Source organism: Martinezella sp. CNPSo 3964 (genome assembly GCF_057784375.1).
Genome location: NZ_JBXSOW010000003.1, coordinates 137,254 through 150,322, shown reverse-complemented (window position 1 = coordinate 150,322; position 13,069 = coordinate 137,254). Strand labels below are relative to the sequence as shown.

The 13,069-nt window shown below is 56.8% G+C and carries 14 protein-coding genes, 1 tRNA gene and 2 pseudogenes; 9 read left to right on the top strand and 8 right to left on the bottom strand.

The features are described 5' to 3' along the window. From AC13Q5_RS11260 to AC13Q5_RS11250, 3 genes are read right to left on the bottom strand one after another with little or no spacing between them, the layout of a single operon-like run. Nucleotides 1-603, bottom strand: coding sequence for a hypothetical protein (locus tag AC13Q5_RS11260; protein ID WP_488501697.1), 603 nt, complete (start codon nucleotides 601-603; stop codon nucleotides 1-3). A gap of 1 nt (nucleotide 604) precedes the next feature. Next, the gene (locus AC13Q5_RS11255; protein WP_488501696.1) at nucleotides 605-2,335 is read right to left on the bottom strand and encodes a ShlB/FhaC/HecB family hemolysin secretion/activation protein; all 1,731 of its coding nucleotides are present in this window, start codon (nucleotides 2,333-2,335) and stop codon (nucleotides 605-607) included. An 11-nt stretch (nucleotides 2,336-2,346) separates the two neighbouring features. Continuing rightward, nucleotides 2,347-2,829 (bottom strand): invasion associated locus B family protein, encoded by a 483-nt coding sequence (locus tag AC13Q5_RS11250; protein WP_488501695.1) that lies wholly within the window; start codon nucleotides 2,827-2,829, stop codon nucleotides 2,347-2,349. 76 nt (nucleotides 2,830-2,905) lie between these two features. Here AC13Q5_RS11250 and AC13Q5_RS11245 point away from each other — a divergent pair, with 76 nt between their 5' ends. From AC13Q5_RS11245 to AC13Q5_RS11235, 3 genes and pseudogenes are all read left to right on the top strand, one after another. Next, complete coding sequence (locus AC13Q5_RS11245; RefSeq protein WP_488501694.1) at nucleotides 2,906-3,184, top strand: hypothetical protein; 279 nt, start codon at nucleotides 2,906-2,908, stop codon at nucleotides 3,182-3,184. Nucleotides 3,185-3,455: 271 nt separating this feature from the next. Next, nucleotides 3,456-3,605 (top strand): annotated as a pseudogene (locus AC13Q5_RS11240) (Hsp70 family protein); the annotation flags it as partial. Beyond that, nucleotides 3,583-4,608 (top strand): annotated as a pseudogene (locus AC13Q5_RS11235) (IS110 family RNA-guided transposase). The pseudogenes AC13Q5_RS11240 and AC13Q5_RS11235, both read left to right, overlap by 23 nt. Before the next feature lie 324 nt (nucleotides 4,609-4,932). Here the strand turns inward: AC13Q5_RS11235 and AC13Q5_RS11230 are convergent. The 3 genes from AC13Q5_RS11230 to AC13Q5_RS11220 all read right to left on the bottom strand — a co-directional run bounded on the left by AC13Q5_RS11230 (nucleotide 4,933) and on the right by AC13Q5_RS11220 (nucleotide 7,656). After that, nucleotides 4,933-5,235 (bottom strand): H-NS histone family protein, encoded by a 303-nt coding sequence (locus tag AC13Q5_RS11230; protein WP_488501693.1) that lies wholly within the window; start codon nucleotides 5,233-5,235, stop codon nucleotides 4,933-4,935. Nucleotides 5,236-6,308: 1,073 nt separating this feature from the next. After that, complete coding sequence (locus AC13Q5_RS11225) at nucleotides 6,309-6,971, bottom strand: flavin reductase family protein (protein WP_488501692.1); 663 nt, start codon at nucleotides 6,969-6,971, stop codon at nucleotides 6,309-6,311. Nucleotides 6,972-7,191: 220 nt separating this feature from the next. Beyond that, nucleotides 7,192-7,656 carry a winged helix-turn-helix transcriptional regulator gene (locus AC13Q5_RS11220; RefSeq protein ID WP_488501691.1) on the bottom strand — a complete coding sequence of 155 codons (465 nt, stop codon included), beginning with the start codon at nucleotides 7,654-7,656 and terminating at the stop codon, nucleotides 7,192-7,194. Nucleotides 7,657-7,808: 152 nt separating this feature from the next. Between AC13Q5_RS11220 and AC13Q5_RS11215 the strand changes: the two genes are divergently transcribed. From AC13Q5_RS11215 to AC13Q5_RS11200, 4 genes are all read left to right on the top strand, one after another. Further along, entirely contained in the window at nucleotides 7,809-8,729 is a 921-nt protein-coding gene (locus tag AC13Q5_RS11215) for an alpha/beta fold hydrolase (RefSeq protein ID WP_488501690.1), read from the top strand. A gap of 239 nt (nucleotides 8,730-8,968) precedes the next feature. Beyond that, entirely contained in the window at nucleotides 8,969-9,364 is a 396-nt protein-coding gene (locus AC13Q5_RS11210; RefSeq protein WP_488501689.1) for a cupin domain-containing protein, read from the top strand. Between the two features lie 347 nt (nucleotides 9,365-9,711). Further along, nucleotides 9,712-9,984 (top strand): helix-turn-helix transcriptional regulator, encoded by a 273-nt coding sequence (locus AC13Q5_RS11205; RefSeq protein ID WP_488501688.1) that lies wholly within the window; start codon nucleotides 9,712-9,714, stop codon nucleotides 9,982-9,984. Then, nucleotides 9,981-11,219, top strand: coding sequence for a HipA domain-containing protein (locus AC13Q5_RS11200; RefSeq protein WP_488501687.1), 1,239 nt, complete (start codon nucleotides 9,981-9,983; stop codon nucleotides 11,217-11,219). The genes AC13Q5_RS11205 and AC13Q5_RS11200 overlap by 4 nt, the downstream gene beginning before the upstream one ends. A gap of 171 nt (nucleotides 11,220-11,390) precedes the next feature. On the opposite strand, the gene AC13Q5_RS11195 is transcribed toward AC13Q5_RS11200, so the two are convergent. Both AC13Q5_RS11195 and AC13Q5_RS11190 read right to left on the bottom strand, forming a co-directional pair. Continuing rightward, complete coding sequence (locus AC13Q5_RS11195; protein WP_488501686.1) at nucleotides 11,391-11,759, bottom strand: Fic/DOC family N-terminal domain-containing protein; 369 nt, start codon at nucleotides 11,757-11,759, stop codon at nucleotides 11,391-11,393. Between the two features lie 199 nt (nucleotides 11,760-11,958). Further along, nucleotides 11,959-12,048 (bottom strand) — tRNA-Ser (locus AC13Q5_RS11190). Between the two features lie 307 nt (nucleotides 12,049-12,355). On the opposite strand from AC13Q5_RS11190, the gene rplU reads away from it, so the two are divergent. Continuing rightward, complete coding sequence (gene rplU / locus AC13Q5_RS11185) at nucleotides 12,356-12,673, top strand: 50S ribosomal protein L21 (protein ID WP_004127263.1); 318 nt, start codon at nucleotides 12,356-12,358, stop codon at nucleotides 12,671-12,673. A gap of 32 nt (nucleotides 12,674-12,705) precedes the next feature. Further along, nucleotides 12,706-12,975 carry a 50S ribosomal protein L27 gene (gene rpmA, locus AC13Q5_RS11180; protein WP_007790980.1) on the top strand — a complete coding sequence of 90 codons (270 nt, stop codon included), beginning with the start codon at nucleotides 12,706-12,708 and terminating at the stop codon, nucleotides 12,973-12,975. The last annotated feature ends 94 nt before the right edge of the window (nucleotides 12,976-13,069 follow it).

Here is a 13,069-nt window from a genome sequence, read left to right as displayed (position 1 = left end):
CTACTTCCGTGGCGTTAGCCACGTCTTCACCTGCTTCATGAACGTCTCGGCCAGTTGGGTCGCCACGGCGGTCTGATTGGGGGTGACGGCCGCATTGATGACCATCGCCGGAATGAGCGCTAACCCATTCCCGCGAACCGTCATGTCGTTGGCACGGATCTCCTGAGCCTGCGCGATCAATTTCCCGGTGCGCATGTCCTCGAGGCGAACGGTTCCATCGATAAAGCTGTTGTTACCTGCAATAATTCTGCCGGGAGCCGACGCCACATCCAGATCATGAAGGGTGACAATCAACCGCGCGGGAATATTCCCCCCTGGATAGCCCTTCAGATCTTTTGCAAGTCTTTGCTGCAGGACACGCGACACAAGTGCTACCTGAGATTCCCGCGTATCACCGTTCAATAGAGGTGACCCCATCCTCAGATCAGGCGCCGATTCTATGCGGACATCGGCGATACTGGCTGTGCTAAGTGCCGCGGTGAGGCGTGGATCTTGTGTGGTGCATCCGGCCACGACAATCGAACCCACAAGCGCAGCGGCAAGCAGAGCTCTGGTCACGCCGCGATGCAATTTTTTGCAATTTTCCTTCATCTTCTCACTCATTTCACCACCTCACTGAAGTACTTACGAAAAGAAGTCCGGAGTCGCGCCGGCTGACCGTGCCGCCGAGAACATCGGAATAACCCATATCGAAATTGACATTGCCGCCAGCGAGCTTGGCGCCGACCGTCCAGCCGAACATGTCGCCGCCGGCGATCTGGTAGCGGGCCTGGCGTGCGATCCGCCCGTAGTCGAGACCGATATACGGCCTGAATTCTCCAAGCATCTTCGCCAGCCCGGCATTGTCGGCGAAGGGCTGCGTACGCCAGACGAGATCGTTGCGGATGAAGAAGCCGTTATTGCCGAAGAGCATCGTCTCGCGCGTGCCGCGCACCGAGGAATAGCCGCCGGCCGAGATCTGCTCCGCCCCGAACAGATTGTCGGGCGAATATTGACCGGTGACGATCGAATTGATCTCGAAATGCTGCTCCGCGATTTGGAACGGCTTCGTGACCGTGATCGTGCCTGACAATTTCGAGAAGCGAGGATCGGCATCCCCCGCCCCGGCATCGCCTGGCGCAACTGCGTCAAAGAGATTGAGCCCCTGGCTATAGGAGAGATCGAAGACCCAGAGGCCACCGAGCATGCGGCGCGAATGCGAGAGGCCGAGATCGCCGACCGTGTATTTGCGGCTGCCGACCTCGATCCGGTTGCCGAGCAGGAAGTTGTTGGTTTCCTTGTAGGTCAGCCCACTGTTGAAGGTGGTGATCGAATCCTTGTCGCGGAAGATCACCCGGTCGGCGCCGATACCGGCCTGCTTGCTATCGCCCGACGTCCGCAGCGTGCCGAAATTGCCTGGCACGGAGCTGTCATATTCATACCAGGAGCCATTGGTGGAAAAGGTCCAGTAGCCGTAGGGCACGCTGACATTGCCGGAATAGCTGTTGCTCTTGCCCAGACCGTCATTGCGCCATGGATAATCTGGGCCAGTATGCTCGTAAGCGAAATTCCACTGGTCGTTGATGCCGAAGAGGCTGTCATAGCCGATCGAGGCTGAGCTTTTGGAATATCCCGTCTGTTCCTGGCCGAGATTGCTGTTCCCGAACGAAAGGTGCCAGGGATGGCTGGGCTTGTTCTCGATATTGAGGATAGAGGTGCCGTCGGTCTTGCCGGGCAGCATCGCCGTCTTGGCATTATTGGAGGTAAGGCGGTTGATCTGGTCGAGACCTTGCTCGATATCACGAAGATTGGTGATATCGCCCTTCATACCGGGAAAGGCGGTAGCGATCACGCCGGAACCGGGCGACGGCTTGCCGTTGATGTAGATGTCGGAGAGTGTCCCTTCGACGGCGACGAGGCGCAGCAGCTTGGTCTTGGCGATATCCTGCGCCGGCACATAGACACGGGAACTGACAAGACCCTTGTCGAGATAAAGACGCGTCAAGTCGCGCAGCAGAGCATTAATCTCGCCGACGCCGACGCAGCGGTTCGCGTAAGGAGCGGTGACCTTGTCGATCGCGCCGGCCGAAAACCGCGTGACGCCTTCAACCTCTATATGGGTGATGGCAAAACACCGGCCGGATTTGCCGCCACCGGCCTTCTCCGGCTGCAGGACTTCGACCGGAGAAGGTCTCGGCGTCATCTCACCAAGCGTCTTGAGGCGCTGCTGTTCGGCTTCCTGCGCCTGACGGCGCGCGAAGTCGTCGTTGGGTGTTTGAGCGGCCGCGGCCGAAGCCACAAGAACCGCTGCCAAAAGCCCGCCTATGGCGGCGGCCGAGCGCGAGATTGATGTCATGGCTGCCCCGACTAGTTGGATGCAGCCTTCTGCAGCGCATCAAGCGCTGCCGACAATCCCTTCAGCGAGAACTTGATGTTGACCTTCTGGCCATTCATCATCTGAACGTGGCCGGTGCCATCCGCAGCCTTGGAAAGGGCCGATACCATCTTGGCGTCCAGCTTCTGCTGCGCCCAGCAGCCGGCCTGATTGCAGTTGCGATAGGCAAGCTGCAAAACCTGCTTGTCGCTGGCGTCGATGCTGATGCCGGCTGGCAGATACATGTTGAGCGGCACGAGCGTCGTCAGCACCAGATCGCTTGCCGCTTGCTTTGCCGCCTTCTTGTCCGTTGCAGTGGGAGCAGGCACCTTGGCAACCGCCAGCGTCAATATGTTCACATCCTGGTCACCCTGCTTGACCGTCGCAATCTGCGCGACTTCGCAGCTCCTCGTTGCCGAACCATCCGCTGCCTTGCCATCGATGCAGCGATAGTACCAGTCGTCAAACTTCTGCACGCGCGCCTGCGGCGCTGGCTTTTGTTCGTCTGTTTGAGGGGCAGTGCTCTGAGCAGAACCGGCGCTGGGCGGCGTGTTGGCAGCCGCCGGAGCGGGCTGTTCCTGCGCCATCATTGGGAAAGCAAGCAACGTCGAAGAAAGAAAAACTGCTGAAGTCAGCGTCTTGAAGGAAAGGGTTTTATTGGCGAGGGACATACAAATTACCCAAAGTCAAAGCCATTCGCTTGCGCAAGGCGTACCTTGCTCAATCGGCATGTCGGTCAAAATTCAGGAAGATTCACCACATAGTGGCGTAGCCGATCATGGGCCTGATCCGCTCAATAGCAGATTTCTAAAAAAGTACAGCAAAAAGTAGCAAGCACATGGGCGACTCACACGCTCGTTTTTAGATATGCGTGTAAAATCTGCAACACCGACGTTCAACAATTGAATAAAATTGTCGCGCTCTTGGTTCCCACGACCTTGTTGGCTCCAGCGCAAGCCGAGCTGCTCCGTTCTGGCGGAAAACCTACATTCTTCCCTTCTGATCGGCAATTCGACTGACAAAATGTACAATCTTTTTACATCTGTCCGCTATCTGGCGTTGATCTCTTACTAGATATTTTCCATTCGCATACGAGGTATTGATGGCAATTGTGGGCATTGATCTCGGCACCTCCAATTCTTTGGTCGCCGTCTGGTCCGAAAACAATTCGAAACTCATCACCAACGCATTGGGAGAAACTCTGACGCCATCGGCAATCAGCATCGCCGATGATGGTATGGTCTTGGTCGGCCGCGCGGCCGCCGATACCCGACCAACTCCACGCGGCCAGCGCCGATGGCGCTTTGGTGTTTCGAAGGAAACTATCTCGCGTGCATGTCCTAGCTTTCTTTTCAGAATTGCCGAAGTGCATAGTTGCAATGGAAGCATGCGCGACCGCGCATTACTGGGCTCGTGAGATCGGGAAGCTTGGCCACGAGGTTCGATTGCTGCCACCCGCCTATGTAAAGCCTTTCGTCAAACGTCAGAAGAATGATGCGGCAGATGCTGAAGCAATTGTAGACGCTGCCACCCGCCCCTCAATGAGATTCGTCGTACCGAAGACAGAGAAGCAGCAAGCCTCTTCCATGGTCTTTCGGACGCGTGATCTATTCGTGCGTCAGCGCACGCAGCTCATCAACGCCCTCCGAGCCCACTTGGCAGAACATGGGGTCATTGCACCACAGGGAATTGCAAGTTTGGTCGCGTTGAGGGAGATCGTAGAAGACGATAAAAGCAGCCTTGAGCTCTTGGTCGTAGAGACTGCCCGGATTTATCTGGAGCAGATCGACCTGCTCAACGCCCGTATCCTCACACTGGAGAAGGTACTGAAGTCTGAGGCTTAGCAGTCGGAGAATACTGCTCGGCTGTTATCAATGCCCGGCGTGGGGCCGATCACTGCCATGGCGATCGAGGCCTTTGCCCCAAGTCTAACGACGTTTCGGAAGGGACGAGATTTTGCAGCATGGCTTGGGCTAGTGCCCAGGCAACATTCGAGCGGTGGAAAGCAGGTGCTTGGCCGGACATCGAAGATGGGACAGCGTGACATCCGGCGGCTTCTGATAATCGGCGCAATGACGGTGATCCGATGGGCTTGCCGCAAGGCCCCCTCAGAGAGCTCATGGCTGGGGCGAATGTTGATGCGCAAGCCACGTATGCTCGTTGCTATTGCGCTGGCCAACAAGATGGCGCGCTCCGTCTGGGCGATGATGACGAAGAATGAAAATTACAAAGATTCCGGTCTCGCCACCTCATAAGCAAAGCTGGCGATACAACGAGATCGGACCATCGGCGTGTGAGGAGATCAGCGAACGGTAAGGACAAAAGATTGGCAAGAGGGGTTGGAAATGCACCCGGCTCAGTGAGCCACGAGCTCGTAGAACTGATTTGCGCCAGCCCCGCTTAGCTCCATACCGGCCAGCAGCAATATCCAGACCGCATCAAAGGCCTGATACATGACCGCATCCAATCACACGTTCAAACCGCTCAAAGAAAAACTTGCATGAACGGGGGCATCCATACATGAGCCGGTGCTTATTTTCGTGTCCATACAAGGAGGATTCAAACCAAATCTAGTCGTCCTAGGCCTCGTGCACCTCAAAATCTTCTAGCTTTGCGCCGCCATCAATTTCATCTTTCAGCCACTGAGGCATGCGGCCTCTGCCGCGCCATGAGTTTCCTTTGTCGTCTCTGTAGATAGCCTTTGAACTAGGCACTTCTCTGGCGGTCTTCCCCAAGCCTGCTTTGGACAACTTATCAAGCTCGTTCAGCTCGGCGAGAAGTTGCGACCTGCGTGTCGAGATGATCTTGTTTCGAGCCGCGACTGCATCAGCAATGATTTCATTCAATTCTTTTAGCGTCGCCTTGGAATAATCAACTTTCATCTAAAACCTTTCATCTCGTTAATGCTTTGCCAAGGGTCGACGCCTCAAGCACCATAATACAATTAAAGCGTATATAGACGCTTGACGAACGCCGTTCTCTATAAGCGCGTCCGCGCCAAATGTAGAGTCTTATTGGAGATGTTATTGGTTAGCGTCTTTTCAATTGAAGACACCACGCTCCGAGACGCCTAAGGAGCCTTGGGAAGCTGAGCAGAGCCGACTGCTAAGGAAATAAGCCGCCCGGGATTGTACCCCAACTTCGGCCCGCTAGGAAAGCGGGCACTCCCTGGTGGATCGTTTTTTGTTCCAAAGAAGCCCGGCCGAGAGTGGTTCGAAAGAACATTTCCGGCAGCGGCGCATTTGCGCAACAACACGCGCGCCAAACGCAACGATGATGCAGATATGGGTTTTAGCATGCAAAACTTTCGACCTCTTATGAGGTGCACGCCTGCGCACGAGAAGTAAACACTCCCCAACGTTGTCCCGAGCGACGCACCTATAGCCAAGGCGTGTCCTTGGTGCTATTTTCTGCACACTAAGCGACACTGTTATTCCAATTGCGGCGTAGCAAGGTTTTCTGAGCAGTTATTTTTCGAAGCGAGAAGAACGTGACGGACATAGAAAAGCGAAAGCTTGCGCAGCTCATCATGACCAAACTGCTGCTGATTTTTGCAGGATTAACGGCCTTCGCAGCAGTCGCTCTTTCGTCAATCAACTGAGAGTCAAAGAAAGCATTTTTTTGCGGAGAGCTGGATCGCTCATTGCCTTTGCAATCAATCGATCCTTATGGATTGCCCGCCATTTGCCGAATGATTGAAGCTGGCGCCAGTCAGCGTTCTTCAGCGCTTCGAGGCAATTGCGCCACGGGAGCTGTGCTGAACCACCCCACGGGCGGCCCCGGACCAAAAAGATTGGCAGAATTTCAGACATTCCGTGCGTGAAAATTGACGGCGTTGTATACACGCCGCTCTGTGACGCGCGGACCGAACGGCCATAAATTGCCCGCGGGGTTACGCACAACTTCATGTGCGGACTGTAATGTGTCATATGGGCGTTGTCCGAAATTGCATGCATCATCTCTCGGCCTTGAAAGTGCGGCCGAGATCCGGCCCGGTGCCGAAATAATGTCGAAACACGTAAAACAGCGGGCTCCATCTGCTGGTATCGATGTGATTGGTGCCGGTGATGACGATATTCTTGTGTGCGTGGACGCGAAGAACCTTTGCTTCGATGATGGAGAAGGCTTCGGCACGTTCCGAGGGCCATTCTGCACCGGGAGGATGCGCCGCCACCACCTCTGCCTCGAACTGGATCGGACATTCGGCAATGCGCAGAGGCCGCACGAGATCGGCGGGCTGCGGCTTGAAGCCGGCCGCATCGAACTTATCTGCCTCGAAACGATAGCCGATATTTTCCTTATGCGGGGGGACGGGGTCGCGACCCGTGGTCGGCGCGATCGCTTCGACCTTCGGCCACAACTCCGGCGACGGGAAATTCAGTACCAGCTGACGCTCGCGCAGGAGATTTTCCCGCCCCTTGCTGGTTGATGTCAGTCCCAGAACGACTCGGTCATATAGGGCCCAAAATGAGGACATCGGCGAGATATTTGTCGTGCCGTCAGGGTTGAGGCTCGTAATCAGCGCCACGGGAGTGCCGACATAAAGCACGCTGGGCTTGATTTCGATATGCTCGCGATCGCTCTCGGCTGCGTTGAATTCGGCTGTGTTCGTCAACATTGCAAACTCTCCTTTGAGAGTTCCAGTGTAGCCGACATGACGCTTGCAATAGTTCGGCCGTGACCGAACTGTTGCCCCAGGGCCGGTACGCCAGCCCTTATTCACCAGGCAATCCTCTGACGGCGCCAATCCGCTTTTCTTCCTGTCGCTCCTGCGCCGAAGCGGTCTGATCGCCGAGTAAACTCCACTAAAGGGCAAGCAAAGATTTTGACCGGCGAATTTATTCGTGCGCACCTTCGGGCGGCGGCACCACGATCATCGTATCCTCCGCCATAAGCATCCGCCCATCCTGCGCCCGCAGCTCCAGTCGCCGTACCGGCAGCTTTGTTGCTCTGTCGACCAGCGTCACATGCGGCTCATTGGGCTCGAAGAAGAAATCCTCGCCCCATTGGCGAAGTGCTACCAGCAGCGGAAACAGGCCCTGCCCTTTCTGTGTCAGCACATATTCCTGATAGGGGCCGCCATCGGATGCCGGCACGGTATCCATGATGCCGTGGGCGACGAGATTGCGCAGCCTGGCAGAGAGGATGTTCTTGGCAAGCCCGAGGCTTTTCTGAAACTCGCCGAACCGGCGCAGCCCATCGAAGGCATCGCGGATGATCAGCAGCGACCACCAGTCGCCGATCGCATCCAGCGGCCGCGCCACCCCGCACATGGAATCCCTGTGGCTTATTCTCTTGGCCATGCCGTCCTGCCCTCGCTTGCTTGCCTGTCATCCCGTCGCGTCGGCAGCAAAATGCAGCTGCAGCGCCTTCCCAGATATATCGGTTGCAAATTAAAACCACAAGAGATATTCGAATCGTGGTTTCAAACTAAAACCACATTAGGAGAGCAACTGTGATTCCTGCCAATGAAACATTCGCCGGCACATTCCCCTTCGCACCGCATTTCACCGAGGCACCCGGCTTCCGGATGCATTATGTCGACGAAGGGCCTCGCGACGGCGAGATCATCCTCTGCTTGCATGGCGAGCCGACCTGGGGCTATCTCTTTCGCCATCTCATCTCGACGCTGAGCCGAACGCATCGCGTCGTCGTCCCCGACCACATGGGCTTCGGCAAGAGCGAAACGCCAATCGGCCGCGGTTATTGGCTTCAGGACCACGTCGCCAATCTGGAGGCCTTCGTGCTCGCGCTCGGCCTCACGGACATCACGCTCGTGATGCATGATTTCGGCGGCCCCGTGGGCATGGCCCTTGCCGCCCGTCATCCCGACCATATCCGCCGCATCATCTCGGCAAACGGACCAACGCCCTTCGGCCAGCCCGACAGTATGGAGCGAGGTGTGGCAAATGCCGCCGTGTCCCCGTGGTTTCAATGGATCCTCAAGGCCGAAGCCGACGGCACGCTGGAGCCGGTGCTCAACAATCTCGGCTACAACATTCTCAGCACGCTCAAGCTCAATGGCTTCGAAAACAACGCCATCATCAACGACACCTGGCTCGAAGCCTATAGCGCGCCTTTTGCCACCGCGGTCGAGTGCCTCGGCGCGCTCGGCTGGGCCAAGGGCTTTGCGACCGGCGCCCACCGGTTCGAGACGCCCGATCCGGCGGCCGATCGCGCCATCCGCTCCAAGCCGGCGCTCGCTATCTGGGGCAAGGCGGACCGAACGCTGCATGCGGAGCATTTCCTGCCGCTGTTCTCCGCCCTCTTCCCGTCAGCGCCCATCGAGCGCCTCCCAGGTGTCGGGCACTACTGTTTCGAAGATGCCCCGGAGACCATTTCGGGCCTGATCACGGACTTTCTGCGTCGGACCTGAACACAGCCGCTCAGGATCGAATTCGAAGCAAAGCGCAGGAGCGAGAAAAATCTTCCCGCTTCTGTCAACCGCGGCGTGGCTCGACTTCAATCTGCCGACCTCCACATGGCGCTTTCGGAAAGCTCTTGAGAGCCGGTGAAAGGCGGCCAATATCAGCCGATTGAATGCGGACCTGATTGACATTCTCCGCGGTTGTGACACCGTTCCGCATGGTTGCCGACCCACCGTCCTGAGGCAAAATGACAAAGCGATCGCAAGCCGTTATCACCACCGCCGAAGAACGCCCGCGCGACGGATGGGACGACCCCGTCCACGGCTCCATCTCCTGGCACACGCTGCTCAGCAGCGACATCACCCCCACCGACAGCATGAGCGCCGGCATCGCCGAGCTCGCACCCGGCGGCGAATTGAAGCCGCATCGCCACGACCCCTCGGAAATCTACTTCATCTTCGAAGGAACCGGCATCGTCCAAATCGACGGCGAGGAAACCACGGTTAAATCAGGCACTACGGTCTTCATCCCCGGCAAAGCCGAACACGGCATCCGCAACGAATCATTCACCAGCCTGAAATTCTTCTATGTGTTTCCGACGGGATCGTTTGCGGACGTGGTCTATCGGTTTCCGGAGGTTTGAGACACCCCCGGGGCTGATTTTCAGTGGATCAGCTTGGTTGATAGCGGATTGAAACAAAGGTCAAAATGGCGGAAAGGGTGGGACTCTCCGCCAATTAGGCCTGCGATACCTGAGAGACCTAGGGTTTCCGTAAACCCCTGCCCGCGTTCGGAAAATTGCGATACCCGCAGGTGTACCAAGTGCGATACCCGGAGCTCAAGGACCTCATTCTTCGATAGCCTAAAAGACGTGAAACTTCCCGATCGGGGTGATCTTTAGCCCCAAGGCTTTACGCTTCCCGATCGGTAAGTTTCGTATTGATTGTCGAGAAATCTTCCTGTACGGTAAGCCAACTCGGGAGATGCTCCATGTTCAAGTCCGCACGTGATTTCGGCGCTGCCGTCCGGGAGAAACGCAAGGCTCTCGGCTGGACGCAGACCGAGCTCGCCACCCGTTCCGGCACGGGAGAGCGTTTCATCGTAGAACTCGAATTCGGCAAGCCAAGCTGCCAGCTCGAGAAATCCCTCATCGTGGCGCGCACCGTGGGCATCGAGATCGGCGACATCAAGACGGTCCAGACCGCTCCACCTTCGCCAGACGACGACCTGGGTTTCCTGCCGACCTTCGGTAAAGCCGGATGACCATGATCTTCTACGAGAGCCTGCCTGTCGCTAATTTGGCCTTCGAAAGCGAATGGCGGCTTGACTATGATCCAAGCTGGGAAGCGCGCCGCTCGGCATTCCCGGTGTCGCTGACCATGCCATTGCGCTCAGGCCCAGTCGCAGCCGACAGGCTCCTGCCCTGGCTGGCAAACCTGCTTCCGGAAACGCATCTTGCCGAGATCGGCCAGCGGCTGAAAGTCTCGCCCCAGGACGTCGTTGGCCTGCTTGGCCATATCGGACGTGACACAGCCGGCGCATTGTCGATTGGCGAGCCGCGGAAGGCGGGGATCCATCTGCAACCGATGCCGGATGCGGCGACGCTCGAGCGCATCCTGGACGAGCTTCCCGCAAAACCCTTCCTCGTCGGGGAGCGCGGCGTCTCCATGTCGCTTGCTGGCGTTCAGGAAAAACTGCCGGTCTTCGTCGACGAGGATGGCGCGATTTCCATTCCGGTTGATGGAACACCCTCCACACACATTCTGAAGCCGGATACGAAACGGCTCGCGGGGAGCGTCGAAAACGAAGCGTTCTGCCTTGCCCTGGCGCGCGCATGCGGTCTCGAGGCAGCCGAAGCGACTATTGGTGTCGCCGGCAAACGGCGCTATCTGCTGGTGAAGCGATACGACCGCTTCATCGATCCGCAAGGCGACATCCGCCGGCTGCATCAGGAAGATCTTTGCCAGCTAACGGGCCACTTCCCATCGCAGAAATATGAGCGCTCCTCGACAGGGCACGGCGTGACGCTGAAAATGATGTTCGACGCCCTCAGCGATCTGGTTTCGCCCGGCGAGCGTCTGAAGCTTCTCGAAGCAGTGATCTTCAATGTGCTGATCTGCAATTCGGATTCGCATGCCAAGAACTATTCGGTCCTGATTGGTGCCGGCGGGTCCGCAAAGATGGCGCCGCTCTACGATCTAACGTGTGCAGCGGTCTATCGGCAGGTCGATCAGAGCCTGGCTCAGGGGATCGCTGGACGTTTCAACGCTCGGGATCTACGGCGCGTAGACTGGCAGGGGCTTGCCGACGAGATCGGATTGAGTGGTGCATCGACATTGAGGCGTGTCGAGGAACTTACAGAGCGTGTCGGCGCGGGATGCGAGAACGTCGCGTCGCAAATTGAGGCTTTGGCGGGTGATCCAACGAGAGTCCTGGAAAAGATTGCGCACTCCATTCAAAAGCGGTGTCGGCGAATTCAAACGCTATGCCGCGGATAACGAGAGCCGTATGCAGGGCGGAAATGATTTCCGTCCGTTTCATCAGTCTGGCGAGCTGACCAAAAGTCGGTCTGTTGATTAGACAATCCGCGATGCGGCAAATTGCGCCCGTATATTGGGTGCGAATACAATAAATGCGTGTGCATCGTTACTTCATCCATTTTCGAGAAGCTAGAACATGCCGACGATGGTTGCATTCGTAATCAGGCCATGGGTCCGCCGGAGCTTGTCGAAGCCGAATTTTAGGGCATCGCGATATAGCCAGACTTCTTTTGCCGTCGGAGACTCTAGCCCCTCTGGAAACAGATCGGCTTGAAACAACTCGTCCTGGGTGGTGATGATGTTTTCGATCTCCGAGCTCGCTTTTGCCTCTTGCAATGCAAGCGTGTCGATCAGAATTCCCTGATTGGGTATTGCCGCAGCTCGCCCCTTCAATTCAGCGAGGGATCTGTTAGCTCCAGCGAGCGCCTTGAAAACTTCGATGGTCTCAAAGCCATGAAGCGATGTCAGATCGGGAAGCTGATAGGACGGATTTAACATGTCCGTCGCAACATGTTAAATCCACATCCGTGATTGTCAGTGCGGAGTAATCCAAAATTTGAGTTGAATTCCAAGAAAGAGATTCGCCGGGCAGCGCCTTCAGCGTGGCCCTGTGGTCAATTGTGATCGCAGCCAGCCAAAATAGGCGACGTCTGCCGCAGACATCAACGTCGTAACTATACGATAATGAACATATTTATGGCGGAGAGGGTGGGATTTGAACCCACGATACCCTTGCAGGTATGCCGCATTTCGAGTGCGGTGCATTCGACCACTCTGCCACCTCTCCGGTTATGCTGGTCGGCGCTTGTTCGGCGCGGGCTGTCTCATAGCGACTGATGGAGAGGATAGCAAGGGCGAATATGAAAGCTTTTCATCCTTTTGCCTTGACAGATCAGGGACGCTTATATATCCCGTGCGACGCAATAGGTGTGGATAAGTCCGCGCCTTGCCCGCCCTGCCTCGCGCAGGGCTTCACCGGCAGATCTTTTACAAGGCCTCAGGCCTTTGGAATTCCTGCTAAATTTCGACTGATAAAAAGACGGCCGCTCGTCCCTTAAGGCGAGAGAGCCGGAACGAACATGAAAGGATAAAAAATGTTCGCAGTCATCAAGACCGGCGGTAAGCAGTACCGTGTGGCAGCCAACGACGTGCTGACCATCGAGAAGCTCGAAGTCACCGCCGGCGGCACCGTAGAATTCACCGAAGTCCTCGTTATCGGCGAAGGCGCCGACGCTGCGATTGGTGCTCCCTTCGTCAAGGGCGCTTCCGTCAAGGCCGAAGTGGTCGAGCACAACCGCGGCAAGAAGGTCATCGCCTTCAAGAAGCGCCGTCGTCAGAACTCGAAGCGTTCGCGCGGCCATCGCCAGCACCACACTGTTGTCCGTATCACGGACATCGTGGCTGCCAAGTAAGTAACGGGATCAGGGTTTAAAGGAGAACTCCAATGGCACACAAAAAAGCTGGCGGTTCCTCGCGCAACGGTCGCGATTCCGAATCCAAGCGCCTTGGCGTGAAGAAGTTCGGCGGCGAAACCGTCATCGCAGGCAACATTATCGTGCGTCAGCGCGGCACGCAGTGGCACCCGGGTTCCAACGTTGGCCTCGGCAAGGATCACACGATTTTTGCGCTTACGGCGGGCAACGTGAACTACCGTACGAAGGCCAATGGCCGCGTGTACGTGTCTGTAATGCCGAAAGCGGAAGCAGCGGAATAAGCCGGTAGCGCTCTAAAACAGCCGGCGTCTCATCGACCCGGCTGACGCTACAAGGTTCAGTCAAGAAAAAAGGGGAGATGGGGCACCATCTCCC